General features: G+C 66.9%; 24 protein-coding genes and 1 tRNA gene. 18 read left to right on the top strand and 7 right to left on the bottom strand.

What is annotated here, in order from left to right; genetic code table 11:
- Positions 1 to 153: 153 nt before the first annotated feature.
- Complete coding sequence (gene dnaK, locus IE266_RS00860) at positions 154 to 2,064, top strand: molecular chaperone DnaK (RefSeq protein ID WP_189678138.1); 1,911 nt, start codon at positions 154 to 156, stop codon at positions 2,062 to 2,064.
- A 76-nt stretch (positions 2,065 to 2,140) separates the two neighbouring features.
- Positions 2,141 to 3,277: a molecular chaperone DnaJ gene (gene dnaJ, locus IE266_RS00855; protein ID WP_189678137.1), complete on the top strand. Its 1,137-nt coding sequence runs from the start codon at positions 2,141 to 2,143 to the stop codon at positions 3,275 to 3,277.
- A gap of 289 nt (positions 3,278 to 3,566) precedes the next feature.
- Here the strand turns inward: dnaJ and IE266_RS00850 are convergent, their stop codons facing one another.
- Together IE266_RS00850 and IE266_RS00845 are read right to left on the bottom strand one after the other, a co-directional pair.
- Positions 3,567 to 4,334: an ion transporter gene (locus IE266_RS00850; RefSeq protein ID WP_189678136.1), complete on the bottom strand. Its 768-nt coding sequence runs from the start codon at positions 4,332 to 4,334 to the stop codon at positions 3,567 to 3,569.
- 90 nt (positions 4,335 to 4,424) lie between these two features.
- Positions 4,425 to 5,123, bottom strand: a complete 699-nt coding sequence (locus IE266_RS00845; protein WP_189678135.1) for a glutathione S-transferase family protein — start codon at positions 5,121 to 5,123, stop codon at positions 4,425 to 4,427.
- Between the two features lie 147 nt (positions 5,124 to 5,270).
- Here IE266_RS00845 and mscL point away from each other — a divergent pair, with 147 nt between their 5' ends.
- From mscL to IE266_RS00830, 3 genes are all read left to right on the top strand, one after another.
- Positions 5,271 to 5,702, top strand: a complete 432-nt coding sequence (gene mscL / locus IE266_RS00840; protein WP_189678134.1) for a large conductance mechanosensitive channel protein MscL — start codon at positions 5,271 to 5,273, stop codon at positions 5,700 to 5,702.
- A gap of 92 nt (positions 5,703 to 5,794) precedes the next feature.
- Positions 5,795 to 6,601, top strand: coding sequence for a mechanosensitive ion channel family protein (locus IE266_RS00835; protein ID WP_189678133.1), 807 nt, complete (start codon positions 5,795 to 5,797; stop codon positions 6,599 to 6,601).
- A gap of 128 nt (positions 6,602 to 6,729) precedes the next feature.
- The gene (locus IE266_RS00830; RefSeq protein ID WP_189678132.1) at positions 6,730 to 7,917 is read left to right on the top strand and encodes an MFS transporter; all 1,188 of its coding nucleotides are present in this window, start codon (positions 6,730 to 6,732) and stop codon (positions 7,915 to 7,917) included.
- Here IE266_RS00830 and ald read toward each other — a convergent pair.
- On the bottom strand, positions 7,914 to 9,032 hold the full coding sequence (gene ald, locus IE266_RS00825) for an alanine dehydrogenase (RefSeq protein ID WP_189678131.1): 1,119 nt from the start codon (positions 9,030 to 9,032) through the stop codon (positions 7,914 to 7,916). The genes IE266_RS00830 and ald overlap by 4 nt on opposite strands.
- Before the next feature lie 143 nt (positions 9,033 to 9,175).
- On the opposite strand from ald, the gene IE266_RS00820 reads away from it, so the two are divergent.
- The 3 genes from IE266_RS00820 to IE266_RS00810 all read left to right on the top strand — a co-directional run bounded on the left by IE266_RS00820 (position 9,176) and on the right by IE266_RS00810 (position 12,099).
- Positions 9,176 to 9,634: an Lrp/AsnC family transcriptional regulator gene (locus IE266_RS00820; RefSeq protein WP_189678130.1), complete on the top strand. Its 459-nt coding sequence runs from the start codon at positions 9,176 to 9,178 to the stop codon at positions 9,632 to 9,634.
- Between the two features lie 56 nt (positions 9,635 to 9,690).
- Positions 9,691 to 11,280: a GMC family oxidoreductase gene (locus IE266_RS00815; protein WP_189678129.1), complete on the top strand. Its 1,590-nt coding sequence runs from the start codon at positions 9,691 to 9,693 to the stop codon at positions 11,278 to 11,280.
- A gap of 96 nt (positions 11,281 to 11,376) precedes the next feature.
- Positions 11,377 to 12,099, top strand: a complete 723-nt coding sequence (locus tag IE266_RS00810; protein ID WP_189678128.1) for a SpoIIAA family protein — start codon at positions 11,377 to 11,379, stop codon at positions 12,097 to 12,099.
- Positions 12,100 to 12,175: 76 nt separating this feature from the next.
- Here IE266_RS00810 and rpsU read toward each other — a convergent pair whose 3' ends face one another.
- Positions 12,176 to 12,382: a 30S ribosomal protein S21 gene (rpsU, locus tag IE266_RS00805; protein ID WP_007118112.1), complete on the bottom strand. Its 207-nt coding sequence runs from the start codon at positions 12,380 to 12,382 to the stop codon at positions 12,176 to 12,178.
- A 114-nt stretch (positions 12,383 to 12,496) separates the two neighbouring features.
- Between rpsU and IE266_RS00800 the strand changes: the two genes are divergently transcribed.
- Both IE266_RS00800 and IE266_RS00795 read left to right on the top strand, forming a co-directional pair.
- Positions 12,497 to 13,192 carry a COQ9 family protein gene (locus IE266_RS00800; protein ID WP_189678127.1) on the top strand — a complete coding sequence of 232 codons (696 nt, stop codon included), beginning with the start codon at positions 12,497 to 12,499 and terminating at the stop codon, positions 13,190 to 13,192.
- A 130-nt stretch (positions 13,193 to 13,322) separates the two neighbouring features.
- The gene (locus tag IE266_RS00795) at positions 13,323 to 14,312 is read left to right on the top strand and encodes an NAD(P)H-quinone oxidoreductase (RefSeq protein ID WP_189678126.1); all 990 of its coding nucleotides are present in this window, start codon (positions 13,323 to 13,325) and stop codon (positions 14,310 to 14,312) included.
- 270 nt (positions 14,313 to 14,582) lie between these two features.
- On the opposite strand, the gene IE266_RS00790 is transcribed toward IE266_RS00795, so the two are convergent.
- Positions 14,583 to 14,658 (bottom strand) — tRNA-Ala (locus IE266_RS00790).
- A gap of 72 nt (positions 14,659 to 14,730) precedes the next feature.
- Entirely contained in the window at positions 14,731 to 15,051 is a 321-nt protein-coding gene (locus tag IE266_RS00785) for a TIGR02300 family protein (RefSeq protein WP_189678125.1), read from the bottom strand.
- 95 nt (positions 15,052 to 15,146) lie between these two features.
- Between IE266_RS00785 and IE266_RS00780 the strand changes: the two genes are divergently transcribed.
- From IE266_RS00780 to IE266_RS00750, 7 genes are all read left to right on the top strand, one after another.
- Entirely contained in the window at positions 15,147 to 15,830 is a 684-nt protein-coding gene (locus IE266_RS00780; RefSeq protein WP_189678124.1) for a M48 family metallopeptidase, read from the top strand.
- A gap of 65 nt (positions 15,831 to 15,895) precedes the next feature.
- Positions 15,896 to 17,752, top strand: a complete 1,857-nt coding sequence (locus tag IE266_RS00775) for an adenylate/guanylate cyclase domain-containing protein (RefSeq protein ID WP_189678123.1) — start codon at positions 15,896 to 15,898, stop codon at positions 17,750 to 17,752.
- Positions 17,753 to 17,794: 42 nt separating this feature from the next.
- Positions 17,795 to 18,439 carry a GntR family transcriptional regulator gene (locus IE266_RS00770; protein WP_189678122.1) on the top strand — a complete coding sequence of 215 codons (645 nt, stop codon included), beginning with the start codon at positions 17,795 to 17,797 and terminating at the stop codon, positions 18,437 to 18,439.
- Positions 18,440 to 18,463: 24 nt separating this feature from the next.
- Positions 18,464 to 19,645 (top strand): Aq_097 family APC-type transporter, encoded by a 1,182-nt coding sequence (locus IE266_RS00765; RefSeq protein ID WP_189678121.1) that lies wholly within the window; start codon positions 18,464 to 18,466, stop codon positions 19,643 to 19,645.
- Positions 19,646 to 19,790: 145 nt separating this feature from the next.
- Entirely contained in the window at positions 19,791 to 20,804 is a 1,014-nt protein-coding gene (locus tag IE266_RS00760) for an ABC transporter substrate-binding protein (protein WP_189678120.1), read from the top strand.
- Positions 20,805 to 20,841: 37 nt separating this feature from the next.
- Complete coding sequence (locus IE266_RS00755) at positions 20,842 to 21,609, top strand: ABC transporter ATP-binding protein (RefSeq protein ID WP_189678744.1); 768 nt, start codon at positions 20,842 to 20,844, stop codon at positions 21,607 to 21,609.
- Entirely contained in the window at positions 21,602 to 22,393 is a 792-nt protein-coding gene (locus IE266_RS00750) for an ABC transporter permease (RefSeq protein WP_189678119.1), read from the top strand. Before IE266_RS00755 ends, IE266_RS00750 begins: the two co-directional genes overlap by 8 nt.
- A gap of 39 nt (positions 22,394 to 22,432) precedes the next feature.
- Here IE266_RS00750 and IE266_RS00745 read toward each other — a convergent pair whose 3' ends face one another.
- Positions 22,433 to 23,293 carry an alpha/beta hydrolase family protein gene (locus IE266_RS00745; RefSeq protein WP_189678118.1) on the bottom strand — a complete coding sequence of 287 codons (861 nt, stop codon included), beginning with the start codon at positions 23,291 to 23,293 and terminating at the stop codon, positions 22,433 to 22,435.
- A gap of 99 nt (positions 23,294 to 23,392) precedes the next feature.
- Between IE266_RS00745 and IE266_RS00740 the strand changes: the two genes are divergently transcribed.
- Entirely contained in the window at positions 23,393 to 23,944 is a 552-nt protein-coding gene (locus tag IE266_RS00740; RefSeq protein ID WP_189678117.1) for a TetR/AcrR family transcriptional regulator, read from the top strand.
- Positions 23,945 to 24,026: the final 82 nt, after the last annotated feature.

The following is a 24,026-nucleotide window of genomic DNA, read 5'->3' as shown; positions in this document are numbered from 1 at the left end:
CTTTGTGAGCGGCTTGCGGCCTCCGGACCCCCTCCTTATATACCCGTCGAAGCCCGGTAGGCAGGGCACGTGCCTTGCTGCTCCGGGATGGGTTTGCCGATGCCGCAACGGGTCGGCGTCCAGAAAATCGCCTTAATTGGAAGGGATCAAACAATGGGTAAAGTCATCGGTATCGACCTCGGGACGACCAACAGCTGCGTCGCCATCATGGACGGCAGCCAGCCCCGCGTGATCGAGAACTCGGAAGGCGCACGCACCACGCCCTCCATCGTCGCCTTCACGGACGACGAACGCCTTGTCGGCCAGCCGGCGAAACGCCAGGCCGTCACCAATCCGACCAATACCGTCTTCGGCGTCAAGCGCCTGATCGGCCGCCGGATCGACGATTCGCACCTCGCCAAGGACAAGAAGAACCTGCCCTATACCGTCATCGACGGCGGTAACGGCGACGCATGGGTCGAGGCCCATGGCGAGAAGTATTCCCCGAGCCAGATCTCGGCCTTCATCCTCGGCAAGATGAAGGAAACCGCCGAGTCGTATCTCGGCGAGGACGTGACGCAGGCCGTCATCACCGTGCCCGCGTATTTCAACGACGCCCAGCGTCAGGCCACCAAGGACGCCGGCAAGATCGCCGGCCTCGAAGTGCTGCGCATCATCAACGAGCCGACTGCGGCCGCCCTGGCCTATGGCCTGGACAAGAAGGAGAGCGAGACCATCGCGGTCTATGACCTCGGCGGCGGCACCTTCGACATCACCATCCTGGAAATCGACGACGGCCTGTTCGAAGTGAAATCGACCAATGGGGACACCTTCCTCGGCGGTGAAGACTTCGACATGCGCATCGTCAACTACCTCGCCGAGGAGTTCCAGAAGGAGCATGGCGTCGACCTGCGCAAGGACAAGATGGCGCTGCAGCGTCTGAAGGAGGCCGCCGAAAAGGCCAAGATCGAACTGTCGTCCTCGTCCCAGACCGAGATCAACCAGCCGTTCATCTCGATGGACCCGAAGGCCGGCCAGCCGCTGCACCTGGTGATGAAGCTCACCCGTGCCAAGCTGGAAAGCCTGGTGATGGATCTCATCAAGGCCTCGCTCAAGCCCTGCCAGGCCGCGCTCAAGGATGCCGGTCTGACCGCGGCTGACGTGGACGAGGTGGTGCTTGTCGGCGGTATGACCCGGATGCCGAAAGTGATCGAGGAAGTCACCAAGTTCTTCGGCAAGGAGCCGCACAAGGGTGTTAACCCGGACGAGGTGGTCGCCATGGGCGCCGCGATCCAGGCCGGCGTGCTGCAGGGTGACGTCAAGGACGTCGTGCTGCTGGACGTGACCCCGCTGTCGCTGGGCATCGAGACGCTGGGTGGCGTGTTCACCCGCCTGATCGACCGCAACACCACGATCCCGACCAAGAAGAGCCAGATCTTCTCGACCGCCGAGGACAACCAGAACGCGGTGACCATCCGCGTCTTCCAGGGCGAGCGCGAGATGGCGGCGGACAACAAGCTGCTGGGCCAGTTCAACCTGGAGAGCATCCCGCCGGCACCGCGCGGCATGCCGCAGATCGAGGTGACCTTCGACATCGACGCCAACGGCATCGTGTCGGTCAGTGCCAAGGACAAGGGCACCGGCAAGGAGCAGAAGATCACCATCCAGGCATCGGGTGGCCTCTCGGACGAGGACATCGACAAGATGGTCAAGGACGCCGAGGAGAACGCAGAGGCCGACAAGGCCCGCCGCGAACTCATCGAGGCGAAGAACCATGCGGAAAGCCTCATCCATTCGACCGAGAAGTCGATGGAGGAGCATTCCGACAAGGTCGACCCGACCACCATCGAGGCGATCGAACTGGCCATCGCCGCGCTGCGTGACGAGATGGAATCGGGCAAGGTCGAGAAGATCAAGTCCGGCATCCAGAACGTGACCGAGGCCGCGATGAAGCTTGGCGAAGCCATCTACAAGGCCAGCCAGGAAGATGGCGACGAGCCGCCGGCCGCGGACATGCGCGGCGGTGACGACGACGACATCGTCGATGCCGACTTCGAAGACCTCGACGACAACAAGCGTGCCTGAGGCCCAGCGGGAACAGGCGGTGGGTCGGCCCGATAACCGGGCCGGCCCCCTGCGTTTCCGGAGAAAGGGATAAACGATGTCTAAGCGTGATTTCTACGACGTGCTTGGCGTGTCCCGGGGGGCCTCTGCGGAAGAAATAAAGAAGGCCTACCGGGGCAAGGCCAAGGAGCTGCACCCCGACCGCAACGCGGACAACCCCGAAGCCGAAGCCCAGTTCAAGGAGGCCAACGAGGCCTACGAGGTGCTGAAGGACGCCGACAAGAAGGCGGCCTATGACCGCTTCGGTCACGCGGCCTTCGAGGGCGGGATGGGCGGCGGTGGCCGCGGGGCGCGGCATGGCGGCGACTTCTCCTCGGCCTTCTCGGACGTGTTCGACGATCTCTTCGGCGATTTCATGGGCGGCCAGCGCCAGGGCGGACGCCGCGCGGCGCGCGGGTCGGACCTGCGCTATAACCTGCGGGTGACGCTGGAGGATTCCTTCAACGGCGTGCAGAAGACGATCAACGTGCCGACGGCCGTGGCCTGTTCCTCGTGCAACGGGTCCGGTGCCGAGGGCGGTGCCGAGCCGACCACCTGCCCGACCTGTTCGGGCATGGGCAAGGTGCGGGCGCAGCAGGGCTTCTTCACGGTCGAGCGGACTTGCCCGACCTGTTCGGGCCTGGGCCAGATCATCAAGAACCCCTGCAAGTCGTGCCATGGTGCAGGCCGGGTCGAAAAGGACCGGGCGCTGAACGTCAACATCCCGGCCGGGGTGGAGACGGGCACCCGCATCCGGCTGGCCGGCGAGGGTGAGGCGGGGATGCGCGGCGGACCGCCGGGCGATCTCTACATCTTCGTCGAGGTGGAGCAGCACGAGCTGTTCGGCCGTGACGGCACCAACCTGCATTGCCGCGTGCCGGTGAGCATGTCGAAGGCGGCGCTGGGCGGTGCCATCGAGGTGCCGACCATCGACGGCGGGCGCGCAAGGGTGCAGATCCCGGCGGGCAGCCAGTCGGGCCGGCAGATGCGCCTGCGCGGCAAGGGTATGCCGGCGCTGCGCGGCGGTGCGCTTGGTGACATGTTCATCGAGCTGGCGGTCGAGACCCCGGTCAACCTGACCTCGCGCCAGAAGGAGATCCTGCGGGAGTTCGACGAGCTTTCGGAGGACAACAACCCGGAGAGCAAGTCGTTCTTCTCGACGGTCAAGTCCTTCTGGGATGGTATGAAGGGGTGAGACGCGGTCCGGGCCATGCCCGGCAGGGTGTCCAGTGGACACCCTGAGCGTCGAACGCGCGAAGCGCCGGGCGGCCGCGTCCGGCGCCGGACGGTGCCCAAGATCCCCGCACCACCGCCCGGAACAAGCCGAAGGCGCCGGGCGAGCGCCGGCCCGTCCCGGCGGGCTGGCGCTTTTGCACCGGCGCACCGCGTACAGAGTCATCTGTTCGTGGCAGGAATAAAACGCAGACCTCAACCGCAGCAGCGCCATCCCACGGGCCGGCGCTTGCCCGGCGCGGCGCAAGTGGCTAGACCACGCCCTCGGTCTTGATCCGGATCGTCTCGCCGCAGTGCTTGCAATGCACGGCGTCGGGGTCGTGCAGCATCAGCCCGCAGGTCTCGCATTCCTGACGCACCTTGGTCGGGCGGAACAGCACGGTGGCCAGCCGCAGGAACAGGGTGACGCCGACGATCATCACCCCGACCGAGAGCATCCGCCCCGAAGTGCCGGTCAGGGTGATATCGCCAAAGCCGGTGGTGGTGAGCGTGGTCACCGTGAAATAGAGCGCATCGGCATAATTCGCGATCTGCGGGTTGACGCCGTATTGCAGCGCATAGATCAGCCCGGTCATCACGAAGAGGAAGACGAAGAGATTGACGGTGGCCAGCACCACCTCTTCGTGCCTGCGGAAATAGGCGAAATCCTGGCGCAGGCGGGCGAGCAGTTCGTAGGTGTGCAGCAGCCGCAGGGTGCGCAGGATCCGCAGGAATCCAAAGCCCTCGCCGGCAATCGGCGCGAGGAAGGAGACCATCGCGACGATGTCGGCCCAGCTGGTCAGCCGCAGGAAGAACCGCTTCTTGCGCTTCTCGATCCAGAACCGGAAGGCGAAGTCCGACAGGATCAGCGCTCCGAGAACGGCGTCCATGGCCTCGATAACGTCGGTATGGGGGAAGAAGGAGGTGCCAATGACGAACATCACCGTCGCGATGTCGAAGCCCAGCAGCCCGTAACGGAAGCGATGCGCTTCGGGCGTGTCGTCCTCGTAGAGCGATTGCAGGTGGGTCAGTGCGGCCATCGGTCTCCGTAGGTGCGAGCGGTCCCGGAGCGGCGGGGCCGCTCCGGGACTATCATAACCGGCAAGGCGGGGTGGATGGCAAGCCCGCGATCAGTCGCGCGCCGGGATGTTCAGCCCCTTCTGCACCGCGGGGCGGGCGAGGAAGCGGTCGAGATAGGCGACGAGGTTGGGGTGGTCATACCAGCCGACCAGCTCGCGCGCGCCGTAGAAATCGAGGCTGCGCAGCCAGGGGGCGATGGCGATATCGGCGATGGAGTATTCGCCGGTGATCCACTCCTTGCCGTCGAGCTGCTTTTCGAGAACGGCGAGCAGGCGTTTGGCCTCGGCGATGTAGCGCTCGCGCGGGCGGGGGTCTTCGATCTCGGCACCGGCGAATTTCACGAAATAGCCCATCTGGCCGAACATCGGGCCGACACCGGCCATCTGGAACATGACCCATTGGATGGTCTTGTAGCGCTCGGCGGCGGTGCGGCCGATCAGCTTGCCGGCCTTGTCGGCCAGATAGATCAGGATCGCGCCGCTTTCGAACAGGCCGATGGGCGTTTCGTCGGGGCCGTTCGGGTCGATGATCGCCGGGATCTTGTTGTTGGGGTTCAGCGAGAGGAACTCGGGGCTTTTCACATCGCTGTCGGCAAGCGTGACCTTATGCGCCTCGTAGGGCAGGCCGAGCTCTTCCAGCGCGATGGAAATTTTCACTCCATTCGGCGTCGGAAAGGAGTAAAGTTGAATCAGCCCGGGATCTTTCGCGGGCCATTTTTGCATGATGGTGACGGGGGACTGGTCGAGCATTTCGGTTCGGATCTCCGTTACGGAAGAGGTAGGGTTAACGTAATTGGCTTTCCTCGATAAAACAGGGCAACCTCGGTGCGCGGGCGCACCGGCATATGTTGAGGCGCGAACACCGCAAGGCGGTGTCACAGGAGCAGGAAAACAGGAATGATCAAGGAATTCAGAGATTTCATTGCGCGCGGCAATGTCATGGACATGGCCGTCGGGATCATCATCGGCGCGGCCTTCACCGCGATCGTCACCTCGCTGGTCGGGGATATCATCAACCCGATCATCGGTCTGTTCACCGGCGGCGTCGATTTCACGAACAACTATTTCGTGCTGTCCGGCGAGGTTCCGGCGGGCGCCAGCCTGGAGCAGGCGCGCGAGGCGGGGGCGGCGGTCTTTGCCTATGGCGCCTTCCTGATGGCGGTCATCAACTTCCTGATCGTGGCCTGGGTCGTGTTCATGCTGGTGAAGGGTGTGAACAAGGTGAAGGATGCCGCGGCCAAGAAGGAAGAGGCCAAGCCCGAGGCGCCCAAGGGGCCGAGCGAGGTCGACCTGCTGATCGAGATCCGCGACGCGCTGAAGAACCGCTGATCGCGCGACTGAACTGCCTGCCGGGGGCCGCAGCGACGGCCCCCGAAACTTTTTTCGGAACCGAAGACGAACTTGTGCGTTAGGGGGACAGGATGGACGAGATAATTGCTGAAGTCGGGGTATATGCACCGCTGGTGATCAACGGTGTGAAGGCCCTGATCGTTCTGGTCGTCGGATGGATGATTGCCGGCGCGGTATCGCGCTTCGTGCACAACCGCATGACCAACAATCCCCGCATAGACCCTACTTTGGGCGGGTTCGCCGCCTCTATCGTGCGCTGGCTGATCCTGCTGATCGTGCTGGTCGCGGTGCTCAACCTCTTCGGGATCGAGGCCACCAGCCTGGTTGCCATGCTGGGCGCGGCGACGCTGGCCATCGGCCTGGCGCTGCAGGGCACGCTGAGCGACCTGGCCGCCGGGTTCATGCTGATCCTGTTCCGCCCCTTCCGCATCGGCCAGTATGTCGACATCGGCGGCACCAGCGGGACGGTGAAGGATCTCAACCTGTTCTTCACCGAGATGGCGACGCCAGACAACGTGCAGATCGTGGTGCCCAACGGGCAGGTCTGGGGACAGACGATCCGCAACTTCTCGCACCACGAGACGCGCCGCGTCGACCTGGTCTTCGGCATCGACTATGACGACGACCCGGACAAGGCGATGGGGCTGATCCTTGACCTGGCGAAGGGGGACGAGCGCGTGCTGGCGGATCCCGAACCCTGGGTGCGGCTCACCAACCTCGGCGAAAGCTCGGTCGATCTGACCGCGCGGCTCTGGTGCAAGGCTGCGGATTACTGGGAGCTGAAATTCGCCATGACCAAGGCGGTGAAGGAAGCCTTTGACGCCAATGGAATCTCGATCCCCTATCCGCACCAGGTCGAGGTGCGAAAGTCGGCCTGACCGTCTGGTCTTTGTACGGGGCGCTGGCTAGTCTGCGCCCCGAAGCACCCTTGGGGGAGACAGGACGTGGCCGCCACAGGGCAGGGACCGCGTGACCGGATGAAGCATTCAGGGCAGAGGGCTGCCTGATGCTTTCGGAGCGCACGCGCACGGTGAGTGCGCTGGGTGTGGTGCAGATCTTTACCTGGGGCAGCAGCTATTACCTGCTCTCGGTGATCGCGCCCGAGATTTCCCGAGATACCGGATGGCGCCCGGCGCTGGTCACCGGAGGCATGACGCTGGGCATGCTGGCCTCGGGCCTGGCCGCGCGCCGGATCGGCGCGCTGATCCATGTACATGGCGGGCGGCCGGTGCTGTCGGGCGGAGTGGGCCTGATCGCCGCCGGGCTGCTTACGATGGGGCTGTCGACGCATGTGGCGGTCTACCTGGCGGCCTGGGTGCTGATGGGGCTGGGGATGGGCGCGGGTCTGTATGACGCGGCCTTCTCGGCGCTGGGGCGGATCTATGGCCGCGATGCCCGCGGGGCGATCACGGCGCTGACGCTCTGGGGCGGATTTGCCAGCACGGTCTGCTGGCCGATCTCGGCCTGGGCGGTCGAGACGGTGGGCTGGCGGGGTGCCTGCTTTGGATATGCGGCTCTGCACCTGTGCCTGACGCTGCCGCTCTGCTGGTTCGCGCTGCCGCGCGTGCCGCCGGCGCTGGAGCCGCCCGAGCCTGGCGCGCCCGCCGCGCGGCCGCCGCTGCGCGATGCGCGGGTCTGGGCGATTGCGGTGACCGGCACGCTGATGGCGATGATCGCCAGCATCTGGCTGGTGCATATCGTGCCGTTGCTGGGCGCGCGTGGCTATGGGCTGGCGGCGGCGGTGGCGCTGGGCACGCTGATCGGACCGGCGCAGGTGGCGGCACGGGTGGTCGAGATGGCGGGGCGCGGGCGGCATCACCCGATCTGGACGCAGACCATCTCGGTCACGCTCTTCGCGCTGGGCTTTGCCGGGTTGAAGTTCGGTATCGCGGCTGCGGTGGCGATTGTCGCCTATGGCGCGGGCAACGGGCTGTGGTCGATCGCGCGCGGGGCGGTGCCGCTGGCGGTCTTCGGGCCGCGCGACTATCCGCGGCTGATGGGGCTGCTGGCGACGCCGATGCTGCTGGCCGCCGCCGCCGGGCCCGCCGTTGGGGCGCTGATGATCACCCGGCTGGGGGCCGAGAGGGTGCTCGACATCCTGTTCGTGATGGCGCTGGTGCCACTGGCGGTGACCATACCGCTGCTGCTGCGGATCCGGCGCGACGAGCGGGTCGCGCCGGCCGGGATGGTCTAGCCCTTGATGACCAGAGCGGGCGAGACGACGTCGATCCCCAGCGCCTTGCCGACCGCGTAGTAGGTCAGCTTGCCGGCATGGACGTTCAGCCCTTCGAGCAGGTGCGGGTCGTCGGCGCAGGCCTGTTTCCAGCCCTTGTCGGCGAGGGCCAGCATGAACGGCATGGTCGCATTGCCAAGCGCGATGGTCGAGGTGCGGGCCACCGCGCCGGGCATGTTGGCGACGCAGTAGTGCATGATGCCGTCGACCTCGTAGATCGGGTCCTTGTGGGTGGTCGGCTTCGAGGTCTCGAAGCAGCCGCCCTGGTCGATGGCCACGTCGACCAGCGCCGCGCCGGGTTTCATCGTCGCCAGCTGTGCGCGCGAGATCAGCTTGGGCGCGGCCGCGCCGGGGATCAGCACCGCGCCGATCACCATGTCGGCCTCGGCGATCACCTCGGCGATATTGCCGGCCGAGGCATACATCGTCTTGAAGTCGCGGCTGAAGATGTCGTCGAGATAGCGCATCCGCACCAGCGAGCGGTCGAGCACGGTGACCTCGGCCCCCATGCCCGCCGCGACACGGGCCGCATGGGTGCCGACGACACCGCCGCCGATCACCGCGACCCGCGCCGGCGCGACGCCCGGCACGCCGCCGAGCAGCACGCCGCGTCCGCCATTGGCCTTCTGCAGGGTCCAGGCGCCGACCTGCGGGGCGAGCTTGCCCGCCACCTCGGACATCGGCGCCAGCAGCGGCAGGCCGCCGTTGCGGTCGGTCACGGTTTCATAGGCGATGCAGGTCGCGCCCGAGGCAAGCAGGTCGCGGGTCTGTTCCGGGTCGGGGGCGAGGTGGAGATAGGTGAAGAGAACCTGCCCCTCGCGCAGCATCTTGCGCTCGGCGGGCTGGGGTTCCTTGACCTTGACGATCATGTCGGCGGCGGCAAATATCTCGGCGGCGGTGCTGATGATCTTTGCCCCGGCGGCGACATAGGCCATGTCATCAAAGCCCGCGCCCGCCCCCGCGCCGGTCTCGATCAGCACCTCGTGCCCGTGTTGCACCGCTTCGTGCACGGCGTTAGGCGTCATGCCGACGCGAAATTCCTGGGGCTTGATTTCCTTCGGGCATCCGATCTTCATGCCGCGTCCTCCCTGTATGGATGTTATGGCCTCACTATCGCGCCTGAGCGCCGCAATTTCTGTGAAAGTTTCGCTCGCATTTGGGGGAGTTCTTCGAATATTCGTCGAGAAATCTGAACGAACACGCGAAGGACTTGCGCGGAATGGCCCTTGATTCAATTGACCGGAAGATTCTGGCCGCGCTGCAGCTCAGGGGGCGCATGTCGAATGCGGACTTGTCCGAAAAGGTGAACCTGTCGCCCTCGGCCTGTCACCGGCGGGTGCAGCGGCTGGAGCAGGAGGGTTATATCCGCGACTATGTCGCCCTGCTGGATGCGCGCAAGCTGGGAGTGCCGACAACCGTTTTCGTCGAGATTACCCTGCAGGGCCAGGCCGACGAGGTGCTGGACGCCTTCGAGAAGGCGGTGACGCGGATCCCCGACGTTCTGGAGTGCCACCTGATGGCGGGCACGGCGGATTACATCCTGAAGGTGGTGGCCGAGAACACCGAGGATTTCGCCCGCATCCACCGCCAGCACCTGTCGCGGCTGCCGGGCGTCGCGCAGATGCAGTCGAGCTTTGCCCTGCGCACGGTGTTCCGCACCACGGCGCTGCCGCTCTGAGCGAGCGTTGCCTTTCCCCATTGCGCTGTTAGGCTGACCCTTGGGGAGGATCTTCGATGCAGGCCGATTTCATCGTGGTGGGCGCGGGCAGCGCCGGATGCGTGCTGGCCAACCGGCTGAGCCGGGCGGGGCACCGGGTGCTGCTGCTCGAGGCCGGGGGGCGTGACAATTACCATTGGGTGCATATCCCGATGGGCTATCTCTATTGCATCGGCAACCCGCGCACCGACTGGATGTTCCGCACCGCGCCGGACAAGGGGCTGAACGGGCGCAGCCTGATCTATCCGCGCGGCAAGGTTCTGGGCGGCTGTTCCTCGATCAACGGGATGCTCTACCTGCGCGGGCAAGCGGCGGATTACGACGGCTGGCGGCAGATGGGCCTGCCGGGCTGGGGCTGGGACGACGTACTGCCGCTGTTCAAGCGGAGTGAGAACTATGTCGACGGCGCGTCCAAGATGCATGGCGAAGGCGGCGAATGGCATGTCGACAACCAGCGCCTGCACTGGGACGTGCTGGATCACTGGATCGAGGCGGCCGAGGCGGCGGGGCTGCCGCGCACCGCCGATTTCAACACCGGCAACAACGAGGGGGTCGGCTATTTCAAGGTGAACCAGCGCCGGGGCTGGCGGCTGAACACCGCGCGCGCCTTCCTCGGGCCGGCGGACAAGGATCACCTGACGGTCGAGACCCACGCCCATACCACGCGCCTGCTGATCGAGGGCGGCAGCGTCGTCGGGGTGGAATACCGCCAGAACGGCCAGCTCAAGACCGCGCGGGCCGGGCGCGAGGTGATCCTGGCGGCGGGGGCGATCGGGTCGCCGCAGATCCTGCAATTGTCGGGCATCGGGCCTGGCGCGCTGTTGCAGCGGCACGGCATCGCGGTGCGCAACGAGTCGCCGGGGGTCGGCGGCAACCTGCAGGACCACCTGCAACTGCGCTGCGCCTGGCGGCTGACGGGGGCGCGGACGCTGAACACGCTGGCCAATTCGCTGATCGGCAAGGTGATGATCGGGTTGGAATACGCGCTGAAGCGGTCCGGGCCGATGTCGATGGCGCCAAGCCAGCTGGGGGCCTTCTCGAAGTCGCGGCCGGACCTGGCGACGCCCGACCTTGAATACCACGTGCAACCGCTGTCGCTGGATGCCTTCGGGCAGCCGCTACATGCCTTCCCGGCAATCACCGCCAGCGTCTGCAACCTGCGCCCGGAATCGCGCGGGTATGTCCACATCGTCTCGCCCGATCCCGGGGCCGCGCCCGAGATCGCGCCGAACTACCTCAGCACCGAGGGTGACCGCGCGGTGGCGGTGGCGGCGATCCGGCAGGCGCGGGCGATCATGGCGCAGACCCCGATGGCGCGCTATGCGCCGCAGGAGATGCGCCCAGGCGACGCGATCACCGAGGACGGCGATCTGGCCCGCGCGGCGGGGGATATCGGCACGACGATCTTCCACCCGGTGGGCACGGTGCGCATGGGGGCCGACGACGATGCGCCGCTGGACGCGCGGCTGCGGCTGCGCGGCATGGACGGGCTGCGGGTCGCCGATGCCAGCGTGATGCCGACGATCACCTCGGGCAACACCAACTCGCCCACCATCATGATCGCCGAGAAGGCCAGCGAGATGATCCTCGCCGACCTGCGCGGCTGAGCGGATCGGCCATCGCCCGCCGATGCGGGGCGCGGGCCTCGGCAAGGGCGCGCGCGATCCCCATATGCCCTTCATAGACTCTGTGGAGGGCTGAAGATGATCGAAATCCGGCGCAACGACAGCGTGCTCGAGGTGCGGATTTCCGCGCCTGTCACCGCCGCCGACTACAAGGACATCCTGGTGCCCGCGCTCGACGAGGCGATTGCGACCAGCGAACATGTGCGGATGCTGGCGGTCTTCGACGCGAAGGTTTCGGACTATACCTTCGGGGCGATGGTCGAGGACGCGCGCATGGGGCTGAAGCACTGGCGCGGCTTCGACCGCGTGGCGGTGGTGGGCGCGGCCAAGGGCCTGCGCCATGCGATCCGCGCCTTTTCGGTGCTGATGCCCTGCCCGGTGATGACCTTCGACGCCGGCCAGGAAGACGAGGCGCGGCGCTGGCTGGAAGAGTCGCTCGGGAGCATCCACCAGACCGATCTCGGCAACGGGGTGCTGCATCTCAAGCTGATCGGCAAGCTCGACAGCAAGGCCTATGCCGAGGAGGGCGGCGACATCGACGCCTTCGTCCGCCGGAACGAAGGGTTCCGCCTGCTGCTCGACCTGCGCGAGTTCGACGGCTGGCAGGGGCTGGGCGCGATAGGTGACCACCTGAAGCTGGTGCGCGACCATGTCGGGCTGGTCGAGAAGGCGGCCATCGTCGGCGATGCCGGCTGGCAGCGCATGGCGCAGGAGGTGGGCAAGCGGATCCTGCGCAAGGAGGCGCGGTGGTTCCCGGCCGACAGCTTTGACGCGGCGAAGGCCTGGCTGGGCACGGCCTGACCCCCAGAAACGACAAACCCCCGATGGCGGCTGCCACGGGGGTCGTCAACAGCATTCGGCAAAGCCGCAGGGAGACTTACATCATCCCTTCGCGCTGTGCTTTCTTCCGTGCCAGTTTCCGGGCGCGGCGGATCGCTTCAGCCTTCTCGCGAGCCTTCTTTTCGGAAGGCTTCTCGAAATGCTGCTTGAGTTTCATCTCGCGAAAGACGCCCTCACGCTGCAGCTTCTTCTTCAGGGCGCGGAGCGCCTGATCGACGTTATTGTCGCGAACACTTACCTGCATGTGGTTTTCACCACCTTTCTAAGTTGAGTTGCAAGGATTTGCAGGACGTGGTCCTATAGCAAGGCAGGGGCTGCTTGTCCAGCGCCGCATTCGGTCCTCACCGGAGGCTGTTCCATGACCGCGACATATGACGACATCCGCGAGGCCCTGCTGGGGGCCGCGCTTCCCCACGTGCCCTTCGACGGCTGGAGCGAGGCGACTTTCGCCGCCGCCGTGGCCGATTCTGGCACCGACCCCGCGCTGGCGCGGGCGGTCTGCCCACGCGGCGCGCTGGATCTGGCGCTGGCGGCGCATGCGCGCGGCGACCGGGCGATGCTCGACCGGATCGCGGCCGAGGACCTGGCGGCCATGCGGTTCCGCGACCGGGTCGCGGCGGCGGTGCGCTGGCGGATCGAGGCGGCCGGCGACCGCGAGGTGGTGCGCCGCGCGGTGACGCTCTTCGCGCTGCCGCAGCACGCGGCCGAAGGCGCGCGGGCGATCTGGCAGACGGTCGATGCGATCTGGACCGCGCTGGGCGACAGTTCGCAGGATTACAACTGGTACACCAAGCGTGCGACGCTGGCGGGGGTCTATTCCTCGACGCTGCTCTACTGGCTGGGTGATACCAGCGAGGGCAGCGTGGCGACCTGGGATTTCCTCGACCGGCGGATCGAGGACGTGATGCGGATCGAGAAGCTCAAGGCCTCGGCCAATGCCAATCCGTTGCTGAAGCCGATGCTGGCGCTGCCGAACTGGGTGCTGGGACAGATCCGCCCGCCGGCGGCGGACCGCACCGCCGGCTATCCCGGCCGCAGCGCGCCGCGGGGCTGAGGCGCCGAAATCCGTCACGGATTTCGGTCCGGAATTCGTGACGAATTCCGGTTCCGCCCGGTGGCGGGGCACATTGCACATGTCCGGTCGATCGGCCAGAGTGCCGCCACGCAGCCAAGGGGGAAAGCAGATGAGCGATACGATGCGCGCCGTGGAGATCAGCCAGCCGGGTGGGCCGGAAGTGCTGAAAGTCACCACGCGGCCGGTGCCGCAGCCGGGGCATGGCCAGGTGGTGATCCGTGTCGCCTGGGCCGGGGTAAACCGCCCGGATGCGCTGCAACGCGCCGGTTCCTACGCGCCGCCGCCCGATGCCAGCGACCTGCCGGGGCTGGAATGCTCGGGTGAGGTGGTGGCGCTGGGCTATGGTGTCGATACGCTGAAGGTGGGCGACATGGTCTGCGCGCTGCTCCCCGGCGGCGGCTATGCCGAATATGTCGCGACCCCCGCCGCGCATTGCCTGCCGGTGCCGAAGGGCCTGAGCCTGCGCGAGGCCGCCTGCCTGCCCGAGACCTATTTCACCGTCTGGTCCAACGTCTTTACCCGCGGCCGCCTGCAGGCCGGAGAGCGGTTCCTCGTGCACGGCGGCTCGTCCGGGATCGGCACGACGGCGATCCAGCTGGCCCATGCCTTCGGCGCGCGGGTCTTCGCCACCGCCGGCAGTGAGGAGAAGTGCAAGGCCTGCACCGATCTCGGCGCCGAGATGGCGATCAATTACAAGACCGCCGATTTCGTCAAGCTGATGCAGGCCGAGGGCGGCGCGGACCTGATCCTCGATATGGTGGGCGGCGAGTATATCGAGAAGAACCTCAAGTCGCTGGCCGAGGATGGCCGCCTGGTGCAGATCGCCTTCCTGCAGGGGCCGGTTGCCAAGATCAACTTCGCGCCGATGATGGTGCGTCGGCTGACCATCACCGGCAGCACCCTGCGCCCGCAGAGCGTCCTGGCCAAGGCGCGGATCGCCGAGGACCTGCTGGCCCATGCCTGGCCGCTGCTCGACGCCGGGCGCATTGCGCCGGTGATGGACAGCACTTTTGCGCTGGCCGATGCGTCTGCGGCCCATGCCCGGATGGAGGGCGGCGCGCATATCGGCAAGATCGTCCTCGAGGTGGCGGGCGGCTGAGCCGGCGACCTGGCCGCGCGATTCTGACGGCCTGAAAAGGAATGTGCCGGGGCCTCGGTGGCCCTGGCGATTCTCGCGTGGCCTTCACAGGGGCCGGCGAATCGGCTTTCCGGGGAGGCGTGGATCGGCGGGCAGAAGTCGCGACGCAGGTGCCGGGACCGAATGGCAGATGGCCATTGGCCGAACCTTGCGGCACCGCGCCGGTCAAATACCCTCAAGCTGCCGGCAATCTGCTGCCAACCCACTGAGTTTCATCGTTTTACGGGAATTTGGTGGAGCCTAGGGGGATCGAACCCCTGACCTCTTGCATGCCATGCAAGCGCTCTCCCAGCTGAGCTAAGGCCCCGTAGTGCGCCGCTGTCTAGGCGCATCACCGGGCGGGATCAAGCGAAAAAATCCGGCCCGGTGAGGAATTATTTCACTCGTCGTCGTTGCCGGCCACGCCGTGCAGATCGTCGAGCGAGACGTCGTCGTCATCTTCTTCCTCGAGCAGTTCATCGCCCAGATCGACTTCGACATCATCGTCATCGTCGAGGACGACATCATCGTCCATGTCTGCGCGCTTGGACTTGAGCGAAGCGGCGTCTTCGTTGTCGGCGGCGATCATGCGCGCCTTGCTGAGGTCGAGCTCGACCACCTCGCCCGTGTAGGGGCTGACGATCGGCGATTTGTTGAGGTCGTAGAAACGCTTGCCCGTCGTCGGGCAAAGCCGTTTCGTACCCCATTCTTCCTTGGGCATGGTTATCCCCTCGATTATGGCTTGAGTCGGTGCGACGATTCAGGTCACGTGCCACAGGACGTGGGAACTGTCAAAGCCTTTGGCAAGAGGGGTGCATGGGCGAACATCTGCTGCCGGGGAGGCCTCCGGTGCCTTTGCTGCTGCGCCGTTCGACCCGTGCGCGGCGGATCACGCTGCGCATCTCGCGGCTGGACGGGCGGGTGACGCTGACATTGCCGAAGGGCGTGTCCGAGGCCAGTGCCCTTGCCTTTGCGCGCGAGAAGGAGGGCTGGATCCGTGGCCACCTGAGCCAGCGGCCGGGGCTGGAGACGGTGACCGAGGGGGTACTGCTGCCGGTCGAGGGCGTGCCGCGCCGGGTGGTTGCGGTGCCGGGGCGTCGGGTGCTGCTGGGCGCGGGCGAGATCGGTGTGCCGGCGGGGGCCGAGGGGCCGCGGCTGGCGGCCTGGCTCAAGACGCTGGCGCGCGACCGGCTGGCGGCGGCCTCGGACGGCTATGCGGCGGCGCTTGGGCGGCAATACCGGCGGATCACGCTGCGCGATACGCGCTCGCGCTGGGGCAGCTGCACCTCGGACGGGTCGCTGATGTATTCCTGGCGGCTGGCGATGGCGCCGCCCGAGGTGCTGGACTATGTCGCCGCCCATGAGGTGGCGCATCTGGCCGAGATGAACCATTCGCCGGCCTTCTGGGCGCTGGTCGAGCGGCTTTACGGGCGGCCCTATGCGGCGGCGCGGGGCTGGCTCAAGACCGAGGGCAACGCGCTGCACCGCTTCCAGTTCTGAACAAGCGCGCTTTGTCGGGGCGGCCAATGGGACTATGATCGTCCGGCGGCAACCGGGCGGGCGCGATGGACGACAGTCAACGCAGACGGCTTGCCGCCATCATGGTTCTGGACGTGGTGGCGTTCAGCCGGATGATGGCGGGCGACGAACGCGGCACCCTTGCGAGGGTGCTGGAGCTTCAACGCGGCATCGTCGCGCCCTTCGTGGCGCAGCACGAAGGGCGCATCGTCAAGCTGATGGGTGACGGAGTGCTGGCCGAGTTCGCCAGTGTCACGTCGGCCGTGGAATGCGCGCGGGCGATCCAGCAGGCGATGGAGCGGGATGCGGGCACGCCGCCGATGCGGCTGCGGATCGGGATCAACCTGGGCGAGGTGATCGTCGAGGGCGACGACATCTTCGGCGATGGGGTGAACGTGGCCGCGCGGCTCGAAGGGCTGGCCGAGCCGGGGGGCGTGGCGCTGTCCAAGACCGCCTACGAGCAGGTGAAGGGCCAGAGCGCCTTTGGCTTCGCGGATACGGGCCTGCACAGCGTCAAGAACATCCCCGAACCCGTGCGGGTGTTTCAGCTGCGTCCGGCGGGTGCGGGCCGGCGGCGGCTCCGGATCGCCACGCGGCGCAACGGGATGCTGGCCGGCTTCGTGCTGGCGCTGGCGGTCTCGCTGGTCGGGGCGCTGACCTGGCGCGATCGGGCAGGGGGCACCACGACGATGGACCTGCAGGCGCGGCTGGTCGCCGCCGACAGCAAGCCCTCGGTGGCGGTGCTGCCCTTCGAGAACCTCTCGCAGGACCCGGAACAGGCCTATTTCAGCGATGGCATCGCGCAGAACCTGATCACCGATCTCTCGAAGGTCTCGGGGCTGCTGGTGATCGCGCGGAACACCAGTTTCAGCTTCCGCGACCACCAGGCCGACGCGCCGACCATCGGGCGCGAGCTGGGGGTGCGCTATGTCGTCGACGGCAGCGTGCAGAAGCTGGGCGGCACAGTGCGGATCAACGCCAGCCTGACGGATACCGGCACCGGCTACCAGGTCTGGGCCGGCAAGATGGACCGGCCCTTCGAGGATCTCTTCGCTTTGCAGGACGAGGTGGCGGCGGGGATCATCGACGCCTTGCACCTGGAGCTGACCAACGAGGAGCGCCGCCGGCTGTCCAAGCGCTATACCAACAGTCTGGAGGCCTATGACCTCTACCTTCGCGCCTGGGAAGAGATCTGGCGGTTCAACGAGGACTCGCGCCTTCTGTCGCAGGTCTACCTGCGGCGGGCGCTGGAGGTGGACCCGAAGTTTGCGCTTGCCCGGGCGATCCTGGCGACGAGTTATACCAACCGCAACGGCGTCACGATCCGGGCCAACGAGGATTCGCTCGATATCGCCTATCGGCTGGCGCAGGAGGCGGTGCAGGACGATCCGGACCTGCCTGCCATTCATGGCGCGCTGGGTATCGTGCACATGTTCCGGCGCGAGTTCGACGCGGCGGATGCAGCCTTCGAGCGGGCGATCGAGCTGGACCCGAACTATGCCGATGCCTATGCGATGCAGGCCTGGAACTGGAACTATGCCGGCGATCCCGAGAAGGCGCAGGCGGGGTTCGACTATGCGCTGAAACTGAACCCGCGACCGCCGTTCCCCTATCTCAACGCGATGGCGGAGGTGCAGTTCAGCCTGGGCCATTACGACAAGTCGCTGGAACTGAACCTCGAGGCGCTGCGGCGCAACCCGGCGGCGCTGCGCCAGCATCTCTTCGTGGCGGCCGCCTATGCCGAGACGGGGCGCCTGGCGGATGCGGAATGGGAGGTGCAGGAGGTGATGGTCTTGCAACCCGAGCTGACCCTGCGCGCGCTGGAGTTCATCGCGCCCTTCCGGGACCGCGAGGTGTCGGACCGGCTGACCGAAGCGCTGCGCCGTGCGGGTCTGCCGGAATAGCACCGATTGACAGGCGCGGGCTTTGTGATCACAGATGCGGCCATGCTGCCCCGTTCCGCCGATCTTCTGCCTGCCGCCCATGACCGCGTCTACCGCGCGCTCAGAACCCGCATCATGCATGGCGAGATCGCGCCGGGCCAGTCGCTGACCCTGCGCGGGATCGGCAAGGACTATGGCGTCTCGATGACCCCCGCGCGCGAGGCGGTGCGACGGCTGGTGGCCGAGGGGGCCTTGTCGCTGTCCTCGTCCGGGCGGGTCTCGACGCCGGAACTGTCGAACGAGCGGATCGAGGAACTGGCGAGCCTCAGGGCGCTGATCGAGGTGGAACTGGCGAGCCGGGCGCTGCCGCGCGCCTATAACGCGCTGATCGACAGGCTGCAGACCATCAATGCGACGATCAGCGAGGTGATCCTGACGCGAGATGCGGTGGGCTATATCCGCACCAACCTGGAGTTTCACCGCACGCTCTACCTGCGCGCGCAGGCACCGGCGATGCTGGCGATGACCGAGACGGTCTGGCTGCAGCTGGGGCCGACGATGCGGCAGCTCTACAGCAAGCTGCGCCGCACCGATCCGCCGCATTACCACAAGCTCATCATCGCGGCGTTGAAGGCGGGGGACGAGCCGGGGCTGCGGCTGGCGGTGCGGTCGGACGTCACGCAGGGGCTGCGGATGCTGGCCAACTGACGCGTTTGGCGTCATGACTTCGGCATGATCCTTGATGTGTTCATCGTGCTCGCGGTTCTGGCGACGGGCGGCCTGCTGCTCTGGCCGCGCCTGTCGGTACTGCGGCTGTGGCGGGCGGCGATCACGCCGCTGGCCTCGATCATCGGCAGCGGTTTCCTGGTGCTGGGACCGATCCTCGACGCCTCCTATGGCTGGCAGGCGCCGCTGGTGATGGCGGCGCTCTGCCTCGGGGCCTGGGCCTTTGGCGCGGCGATCCGCGCCAACATCGCCCATCGGGCCGCGCGCGAGGAGGCGACGCCGACCGAGGTTGCGCTGGAGAATGCTGCCTCCTGGGTGCTGTCCTTCGCCTATGTCATCTCGGTTGCCTATTACCTGAACCTCTTCGGCGCCTTCGGGGTGCGGCTGACGCCCTTTGACAGCCCGCTGAACGCCCGGCTTCTGACCACGGCGGCCTATGCGGTGATCCTGGCGGTGGGCTGGACGCGGGGGTTCGGCGCGCTGGAGCGGATGGAGCAGGTCTCGGTCGGGTTGAAACTGGCGATCATCGCCGGGCTGCTGGTGGGTCTGTGCGGCTATTTCGTCACCACCGCCGAGCATGGCGCGCTGATCGTGAAGCCGCCGCAGCTGGGCGGCTGGGCGGCGGTGACGCTGGCCTTCGGGCTGATCGTGACGGTGCAGGGCTTCGAGACCTCGCGCTATCTGGGCCGGACCTATGCGCCCGAGATGCGGATCCGGTCGATGAAGCTGGCCCAGATCGTCGCCAGCGCGATCTACATGGTCTATATCGTGCTGCTGACCTACACGGTCGATACCGCCGGGACCGAGCTGACCGAAACGGCGATTATCTCGATGATGGAGGTGGTCGCGCCGGTGCTGCCGCTGTTGCTGGTGGTGGCGGCGCTGAGCGCCCAGTTCAGCGCGGCGGTGGCCGATACCGGCGGTGCGGGCGGGCTGGTCAACGAGCTGACCCACGGGCGGCTGACCGCGCGGCAGAGCTATGCCGTGCTGGTCGGCCTCGGCCTGGCGCTGACCTGGAGTTTGAACGTCTTCGAGATCATCAGCTATGCCTCGCGGGGCTTCGCGCTCTACTACGCCGTCCAGTCGGCGATTGCGGTGGTGGGGGCCAGCGGACCACGGCGCGCGGGCTTTGCGGCGCTGGCGGTTCTGGGCGTGGCGATCACGGTTTTCGGGGTGCCGGTGGAATAGGTCCGGCCGCCATTTCCGTGAGGTCAAGTCTTTCCCCTCGCTGCCCACCCCGTTAGGTCCGACCCGACAAGGGCGGCGCCTACGCAATTGCGAAGGCTTGCCGATGCGTTCTAGGATCGCGCCAGATACCAAGGGAGGAGAGACCATGACCACATTCACCCGCCGCGGGGCGCTGGGCCTCGCCGGGGGCGCGGCCGTTCTGCCGCTGCTCGGAACACCGGCTCTGGCCAATACCAAACTGACCGTGGGCGCGCTGCGCTTCACCAGCCACGCGGCAAGCTTCGTCGCCTTCGAGCGCGGCTATTTCGCCGACGAGGGGCTGGACGTCGAGTTCAAGTTCTTCGAGGCGGCCCAGCCAATGGCGGTTGCCATTGCCTCGGGCGATGCCGATTTCGGCGTGACCTCGATCACCGGGGGCCTCATCAGCCTGGCCGAGAAGGGCGCGGCCAAGGTCATCGCCGGGGCGCTGATGGAGGAGAAGGGCATCGACGGGCAGATGATCCTGGCCTCGAACGAGGCCCATGCCGCCGGTCTGACCAGCCCCAAGGCGCTGGACGGCAAGAGCTTTGCCGTGACCCAGGCGGGATCGTCGTTCCACTACATGGGCGCCAAGATCGCCGCCGCCGAGGGCGTGAACATCAGTTACAAACCGCTGCAGAAGGTCGGCGCGATCATCGGCGCGCTGAAGTCGGGGCAGGTCGATGCCTGGACCATCGTGCCGCATATCGGCAAGGCGCTGGTCGGGGCCAAGGCGGTGAGCCAGATCGGCATGGTGGCCGATTACCTGCCCGACTACCAGGTCACGACGGTCTTCACCTCGGCCAACAACGCGGCGAACGAACGGGCCAAGACCGAGGCCTTCCTGCGCGCCTTCTCGAAGGGCGCGGCCGATTTCAACGCGGCGCTGGTGGACAAGACGCTGGACGCGGCGGGCCAGGAAGAGATGGTCAAGCTGATCCACAAGTATGTCTACGAGGACCAGCCCTACGAGAAGGCGGCCAAGTCGATCATCAACGGGGCGATGCGGCTGAACAAGGACTCGGCGCTGAACATGGGTTCGGTGCAGGACCAGGTCGACTGGTTCAAGTCCGAGGGCCTGGTCAAGGACAGCATCACCACCGAGATGCTGGTCGACCCCAGCTATGTGCAGATGATGTGAGAACATGCGGGGCCTCTCGGGGCCCCGCGATTGCCCGATGGACCTGACGCTCGACCATATCACTCACCGTTACAGCGGCATGCCGGTGCTGCAGGACATCGACCTGCAGATTCCGGCGGGCGAGATCCTGTGCATCGTCGGCCCGTCGGGCTGCGGGAAATCGACCCTGTTAAGGCTGATCGGCGGGCTGGAGCGGCCCGACGAGGGTGCGGTGCGCATGGCCGGTGCCGCCCCCGAGGGCTGTCTCAACCCGCTGACCTACGTGTTCCAGGATTTCGCCCTGCTGCCCTGGCGCACGGTCGAGGGGAATATCTCGCTGGTGCTCGAGGACCACGGCCTGGGCGGGCGAAAGGGCGAGGAGATCATTGCCGACGTGCTGGCCCGCACCCGGCTCTCGGGCTTCCGCAAGGCGCTGCCTAGGCAGCTGTCGGGAGGCATGAAGCAGCGGGTGGCCATCGCCCGCGCGCTGGCGGTCAACCCGGCGGTGATGTTGCTGGACGAGCCGCTCTCGGCGCTCGATGCGCAGACGCGCGAGCTGCTGATGGACGACCTGGTCGGGCTGTGGACACGGCAGCCCTTTACCGGGGTCTACGTGACCCACAACCTCGCCGAGGCGGTGCGCCTTGGTCACCGGATCGCCGTGCTGTCGCGCCGGCCGGGCCGGCTGCGCGAGGTGATCGAGGTGCCCCGCGCGCTGGAGGATCGTCGCGCCGGCGATCCGGAGCTGGAGGCCCTGCAGGAACGTCTCTGGGGGCTGATGCGCGACGAGGCGATGGCGGCGGATCAGGAACTTGTCGATGTCTGAAGCACGAGTGGTGCCCTTCCGCGGCGGCGGGTTCCGTCCCGTGGCCAAGCGCGGCGCGGGGCTTCTGGTCTTCGTGGTGCTGATCCTGCTGGCCGAATGGGGCACGCGGGCGGGCTGGATCGGCAACCTGACCCTGCCGCGCCCCTCGGACGTGGCGCTGACGCTGGTGGACCTGTGGCAGAGCGGGCGGCTCTGGACGCATCTGGTGCCCTCGCTGACACGTTTGGCGGTGGGCGGCGTGATGGGCATTTCCATCGGCATCGCGGTGGGCGTGGCCATCGGCCTCTTCAGCCATGTGCGCGCCGGGCTGGTGCCGCTGGTGGCGGCGCTGTTCCCGATCCCCAAGATCGCGCTGCTGCCGCTCTTCGTGATCTGGTTCGGGATCGACGAAGGCTCTAAATACGCGCTTATCGCCTTCGGGACCTTCACGCCGACCGTCGTGTCGACCTATGGCGCAGTGGACAACGTCGACCGCACGCTGATCCGGATGGGGCAGAGCTTTGGCCTCTCGTGGTTCTCGATCGTGCGCAAGATCGTGCTGCCGGGGGCGCTGCCGGGGATCCTCTCGGGCCTGAGGGTGTCGATCGCCATCGGGATCATCCTGCTGGTCGCCGCCGAGATGCTGGGCGCCGAATACGGGATCGGCGCCTATATCCTGCAGGCCGGTTCGCTCTACGACCTCGAACGGCTGTTCGCCGGGGTGGTGATCCTCTCGGCGCTGGGCGTTCTGACGAGCTGGGCCATCGGGCTAGCCGAGAAGCGGCTGCTGCGCTGGCGGAGCTGAGCATGTGCCGGGCGGTGGTCGCCCGTGCGGGCGAAGAATTCAGCCGATGATCTCGGGCCAGAGCGCGGCATTGGCACGCGCGAAGGCGCCCAGGTGGCCGACCTTCGAGAGACCCTTCTCGGCCGGGTCGAGCACGCGGAAGCGGCTCTGTTCCACGCCATAGACCCCGACCAGCTTGGCGGTGCTGACCGGCGGGCAGACCGGATCGTCGGCCAGCGCGATCAGCTCGGCGGTGGCGCTGCTGCGGTGCCATGCCGGCTGCGGCAGGCTGGCGCCGAGATGCGGGAAGTAGGAATGCGGATGGGTGCACCATTCGCGCCATTGCCAGTAGGCGGTGGCCGGAAGGTCGGGGCCGAAGCCGGCGATGCGGCCGGGCAGGTAGCCGAGCAGCCGGGTCAGCGCCGGCACATGGCCGAACCAGAACAGCCTTGCCAGACCCTGATATGGCCAGGGGTGATCCTGGTGGTGGACAAGGCCCGATGCCACGGCGATCATCCGGTCGATATCCTCGATGCCCTCCTGCATCGGCATCAGCATCCCGCCGAGCGAATGGCCGATCACCCAGAGCGGCACGCCGGGCAGGCGGCGGCGCATCTCGGCGCGGGCGGCGGGCTGGTCGCGCAGGGCCCAGTCGGCCATGGTGGCGGTCGAATGTTTCGGATGCGCCTGCGCCGAGCGGGCGAAGTCGCGGTAATCGTAGGTCAGGCAGGCGATCCCCTCGCTGTTCGCCAGCCAGGTGGCGAAGGCGCGGTAGAAGCCCTGGGGAACGGCGGTGGCGCCGTTCAGCACCACCGCGGCTCTTGGCGGCGACGCGGGCAGATACAGGGTACCCTGCAGGGTTGCGCCGGGGGCGGGGAAGGATATCGCCTCGGGCGCGGCACTGCCCGTCATCGGTTTCATTGTCTGCATGTCCAGCATGATCTGCCCTCGTCGCGCTCTAGACCGATCGGTCTAAATGCAACACTGGACCAATCGGTCTATTTCTGTCAAGAGTGAGTCATGAGCGAACGTCCGTTGTCCACCAAGGAGCGGCTGATCCGAACCGCGGCCGACCTGTTCCGCAAGCGCGGCTACAGCGGCGTTGGCGTCGCCGAGATCCTGGAGGCGGCGCAGGCGCCGAAAGGGTCGCTGTATCACCACTTCCCGAACGGCAAGGCGGACCTCGCGCAGGCGGCGGCGACCTGGTCGTCGGACGGGATGCTGCGGATCATTGCCGCCGCCTTCGAGCCGGCTTCGAGTTTCGAGGACGGCTGCCGGACGCTCTGCCACAAGCTGGCGAAGCTCTTCGATATCTCAGGCAGCTGGGAGACCTGCCCGATTGCCAGCGCGCTGACGGACGGGCCGGATAACGAGGCCTTCCGCGAGCTGAGCCGCCACCTGTTCGACGGCTGGATCGCCGAGTTCGAACATCACGCGCTGCGCTTCGGGGCCAGCCCCGAGGAGGCCCGGCGCAAGGCCGAGCATTTCTTCATCCTGATGCAGGGCGGCTGGGACCTGGCCCGGTCACGCCGCGATTCCGACATCATGCGGAAGCTGCCGCTTCCGGGGTGACCGACGGCCGGACGGTTCCCTGCGCGAAACAGCGGCCGAAGGCCGCCGCGCATCGCCGGGCCGCCCCCCGGCCCGGCGATTT

Source organism: Seohaeicola zhoushanensis, assembly GCF_014656415.1.
Lineage (GTDB): Bacteria > Pseudomonadota > Alphaproteobacteria > Rhodobacterales > Rhodobacteraceae > Seohaeicola_A > Seohaeicola_A zhoushanensis.
The sequence above is the reverse complement of the archived record's forward strand: the minus strand, read 5'-3'. Positions and strand labels throughout refer to the sequence as shown.

Excerpts from the sequence above, each read along its gene's own strand:
- dnaK (WP_189678138.1), top strand. The coding sequence starts at position 154 with ATGGGTAAAGTCATCGGTATCGACCTCGGGACGACCAACAGCTGCGTC.
- dnaJ (WP_189678137.1), top strand. The coding sequence starts at position 2,141 with ATGTCTAAGCGTGATTTCTACGACGTGCTTGGCGTGTCCCGGGGGGCC.
- IE266_RS00850 (WP_189678136.1), bottom strand. The coding sequence starts at position 4,334 with ATGGCCGCACTGACCCACCTGCAATCGCTCTACGAGGACGACACGCCC.
- IE266_RS00845 (WP_189678135.1), bottom strand. The coding sequence starts at position 5,123 with ATGCTCGACCAGTCCCCCGTCACCATCATGCAAAAATGGCCCGCGAAA.
- mscL (WP_189678134.1), top strand. The coding sequence starts at position 5,271 with ATGATCAAGGAATTCAGAGATTTCATTGCGCGCGGCAATGTCATGGAC.
- IE266_RS00835 (WP_189678133.1), top strand. The coding sequence starts at position 5,795 with ATGGACGAGATAATTGCTGAAGTCGGGGTATATGCACCGCTGGTGATC.
- IE266_RS00830 (WP_189678132.1), top strand. The coding sequence starts at position 6,730 with ATGCTTTCGGAGCGCACGCGCACGGTGAGTGCGCTGGGTGTGGTGCAG.
- ald (WP_189678131.1), bottom strand. The coding sequence starts at position 9,032 with ATGAAGATCGGATGCCCGAAGGAAATCAAGCCCCAGGAATTTCGCGTC.
- IE266_RS00820 (WP_189678130.1), top strand. The coding sequence starts at position 9,176 with ATGGCCCTTGATTCAATTGACCGGAAGATTCTGGCCGCGCTGCAGCTC.
- IE266_RS00815 (WP_189678129.1), top strand. The coding sequence starts at position 9,691 with ATGCAGGCCGATTTCATCGTGGTGGGCGCGGGCAGCGCCGGATGCGTG.
- IE266_RS00810 (WP_189678128.1), top strand. The coding sequence starts at position 11,377 with ATGATCGAAATCCGGCGCAACGACAGCGTGCTCGAGGTGCGGATTTCC.
- rpsU (WP_007118112.1), bottom strand. The coding sequence starts at position 12,382 with ATGCAGGTAAGTGTTCGCGACAATAACGTCGATCAGGCGCTCCGCGCC.
- IE266_RS00800 (WP_189678127.1), top strand. The coding sequence starts at position 12,497 with ATGACCGCGACATATGACGACATCCGCGAGGCCCTGCTGGGGGCCGCG.
- IE266_RS00795 (WP_189678126.1), top strand. The coding sequence starts at position 13,323 with ATGAGCGATACGATGCGCGCCGTGGAGATCAGCCAGCCGGGTGGGCCG.
- IE266_RS00785 (WP_189678125.1), bottom strand. The coding sequence starts at position 15,051 with ATGCCCAAGGAAGAATGGGGTACGAAACGGCTTTGCCCGACGACGGGC.
- IE266_RS00780 (WP_189678124.1), top strand. The coding sequence starts at position 15,147 with ATGGGCGAACATCTGCTGCCGGGGAGGCCTCCGGTGCCTTTGCTGCTG.
- IE266_RS00775 (WP_189678123.1), top strand. The coding sequence starts at position 15,896 with ATGGACGACAGTCAACGCAGACGGCTTGCCGCCATCATGGTTCTGGAC.
- IE266_RS00770 (WP_189678122.1), top strand. The coding sequence starts at position 17,795 with ATGCTGCCCCGTTCCGCCGATCTTCTGCCTGCCGCCCATGACCGCGTC.
- IE266_RS00765 (WP_189678121.1), top strand. The coding sequence starts at position 18,464 with ATGATCCTTGATGTGTTCATCGTGCTCGCGGTTCTGGCGACGGGCGGC.
- IE266_RS00760 (WP_189678120.1), top strand. The coding sequence starts at position 19,791 with ATGACCACATTCACCCGCCGCGGGGCGCTGGGCCTCGCCGGGGGCGCG.
- IE266_RS00755 (WP_189678744.1), top strand. The coding sequence starts at position 20,842 with ATGGACCTGACGCTCGACCATATCACTCACCGTTACAGCGGCATGCCG.
- IE266_RS00750 (WP_189678119.1), top strand. The coding sequence starts at position 21,602 with ATGTCTGAAGCACGAGTGGTGCCCTTCCGCGGCGGCGGGTTCCGTCCC.
- IE266_RS00745 (WP_189678118.1), bottom strand. The coding sequence starts at position 23,293 with ATGAAACCGATGACGGGCAGTGCCGCGCCCGAGGCGATATCCTTCCCC.
- IE266_RS00740 (WP_189678117.1), top strand. The coding sequence starts at position 23,393 with ATGAGCGAACGTCCGTTGTCCACCAAGGAGCGGCTGATCCGAACCGCG.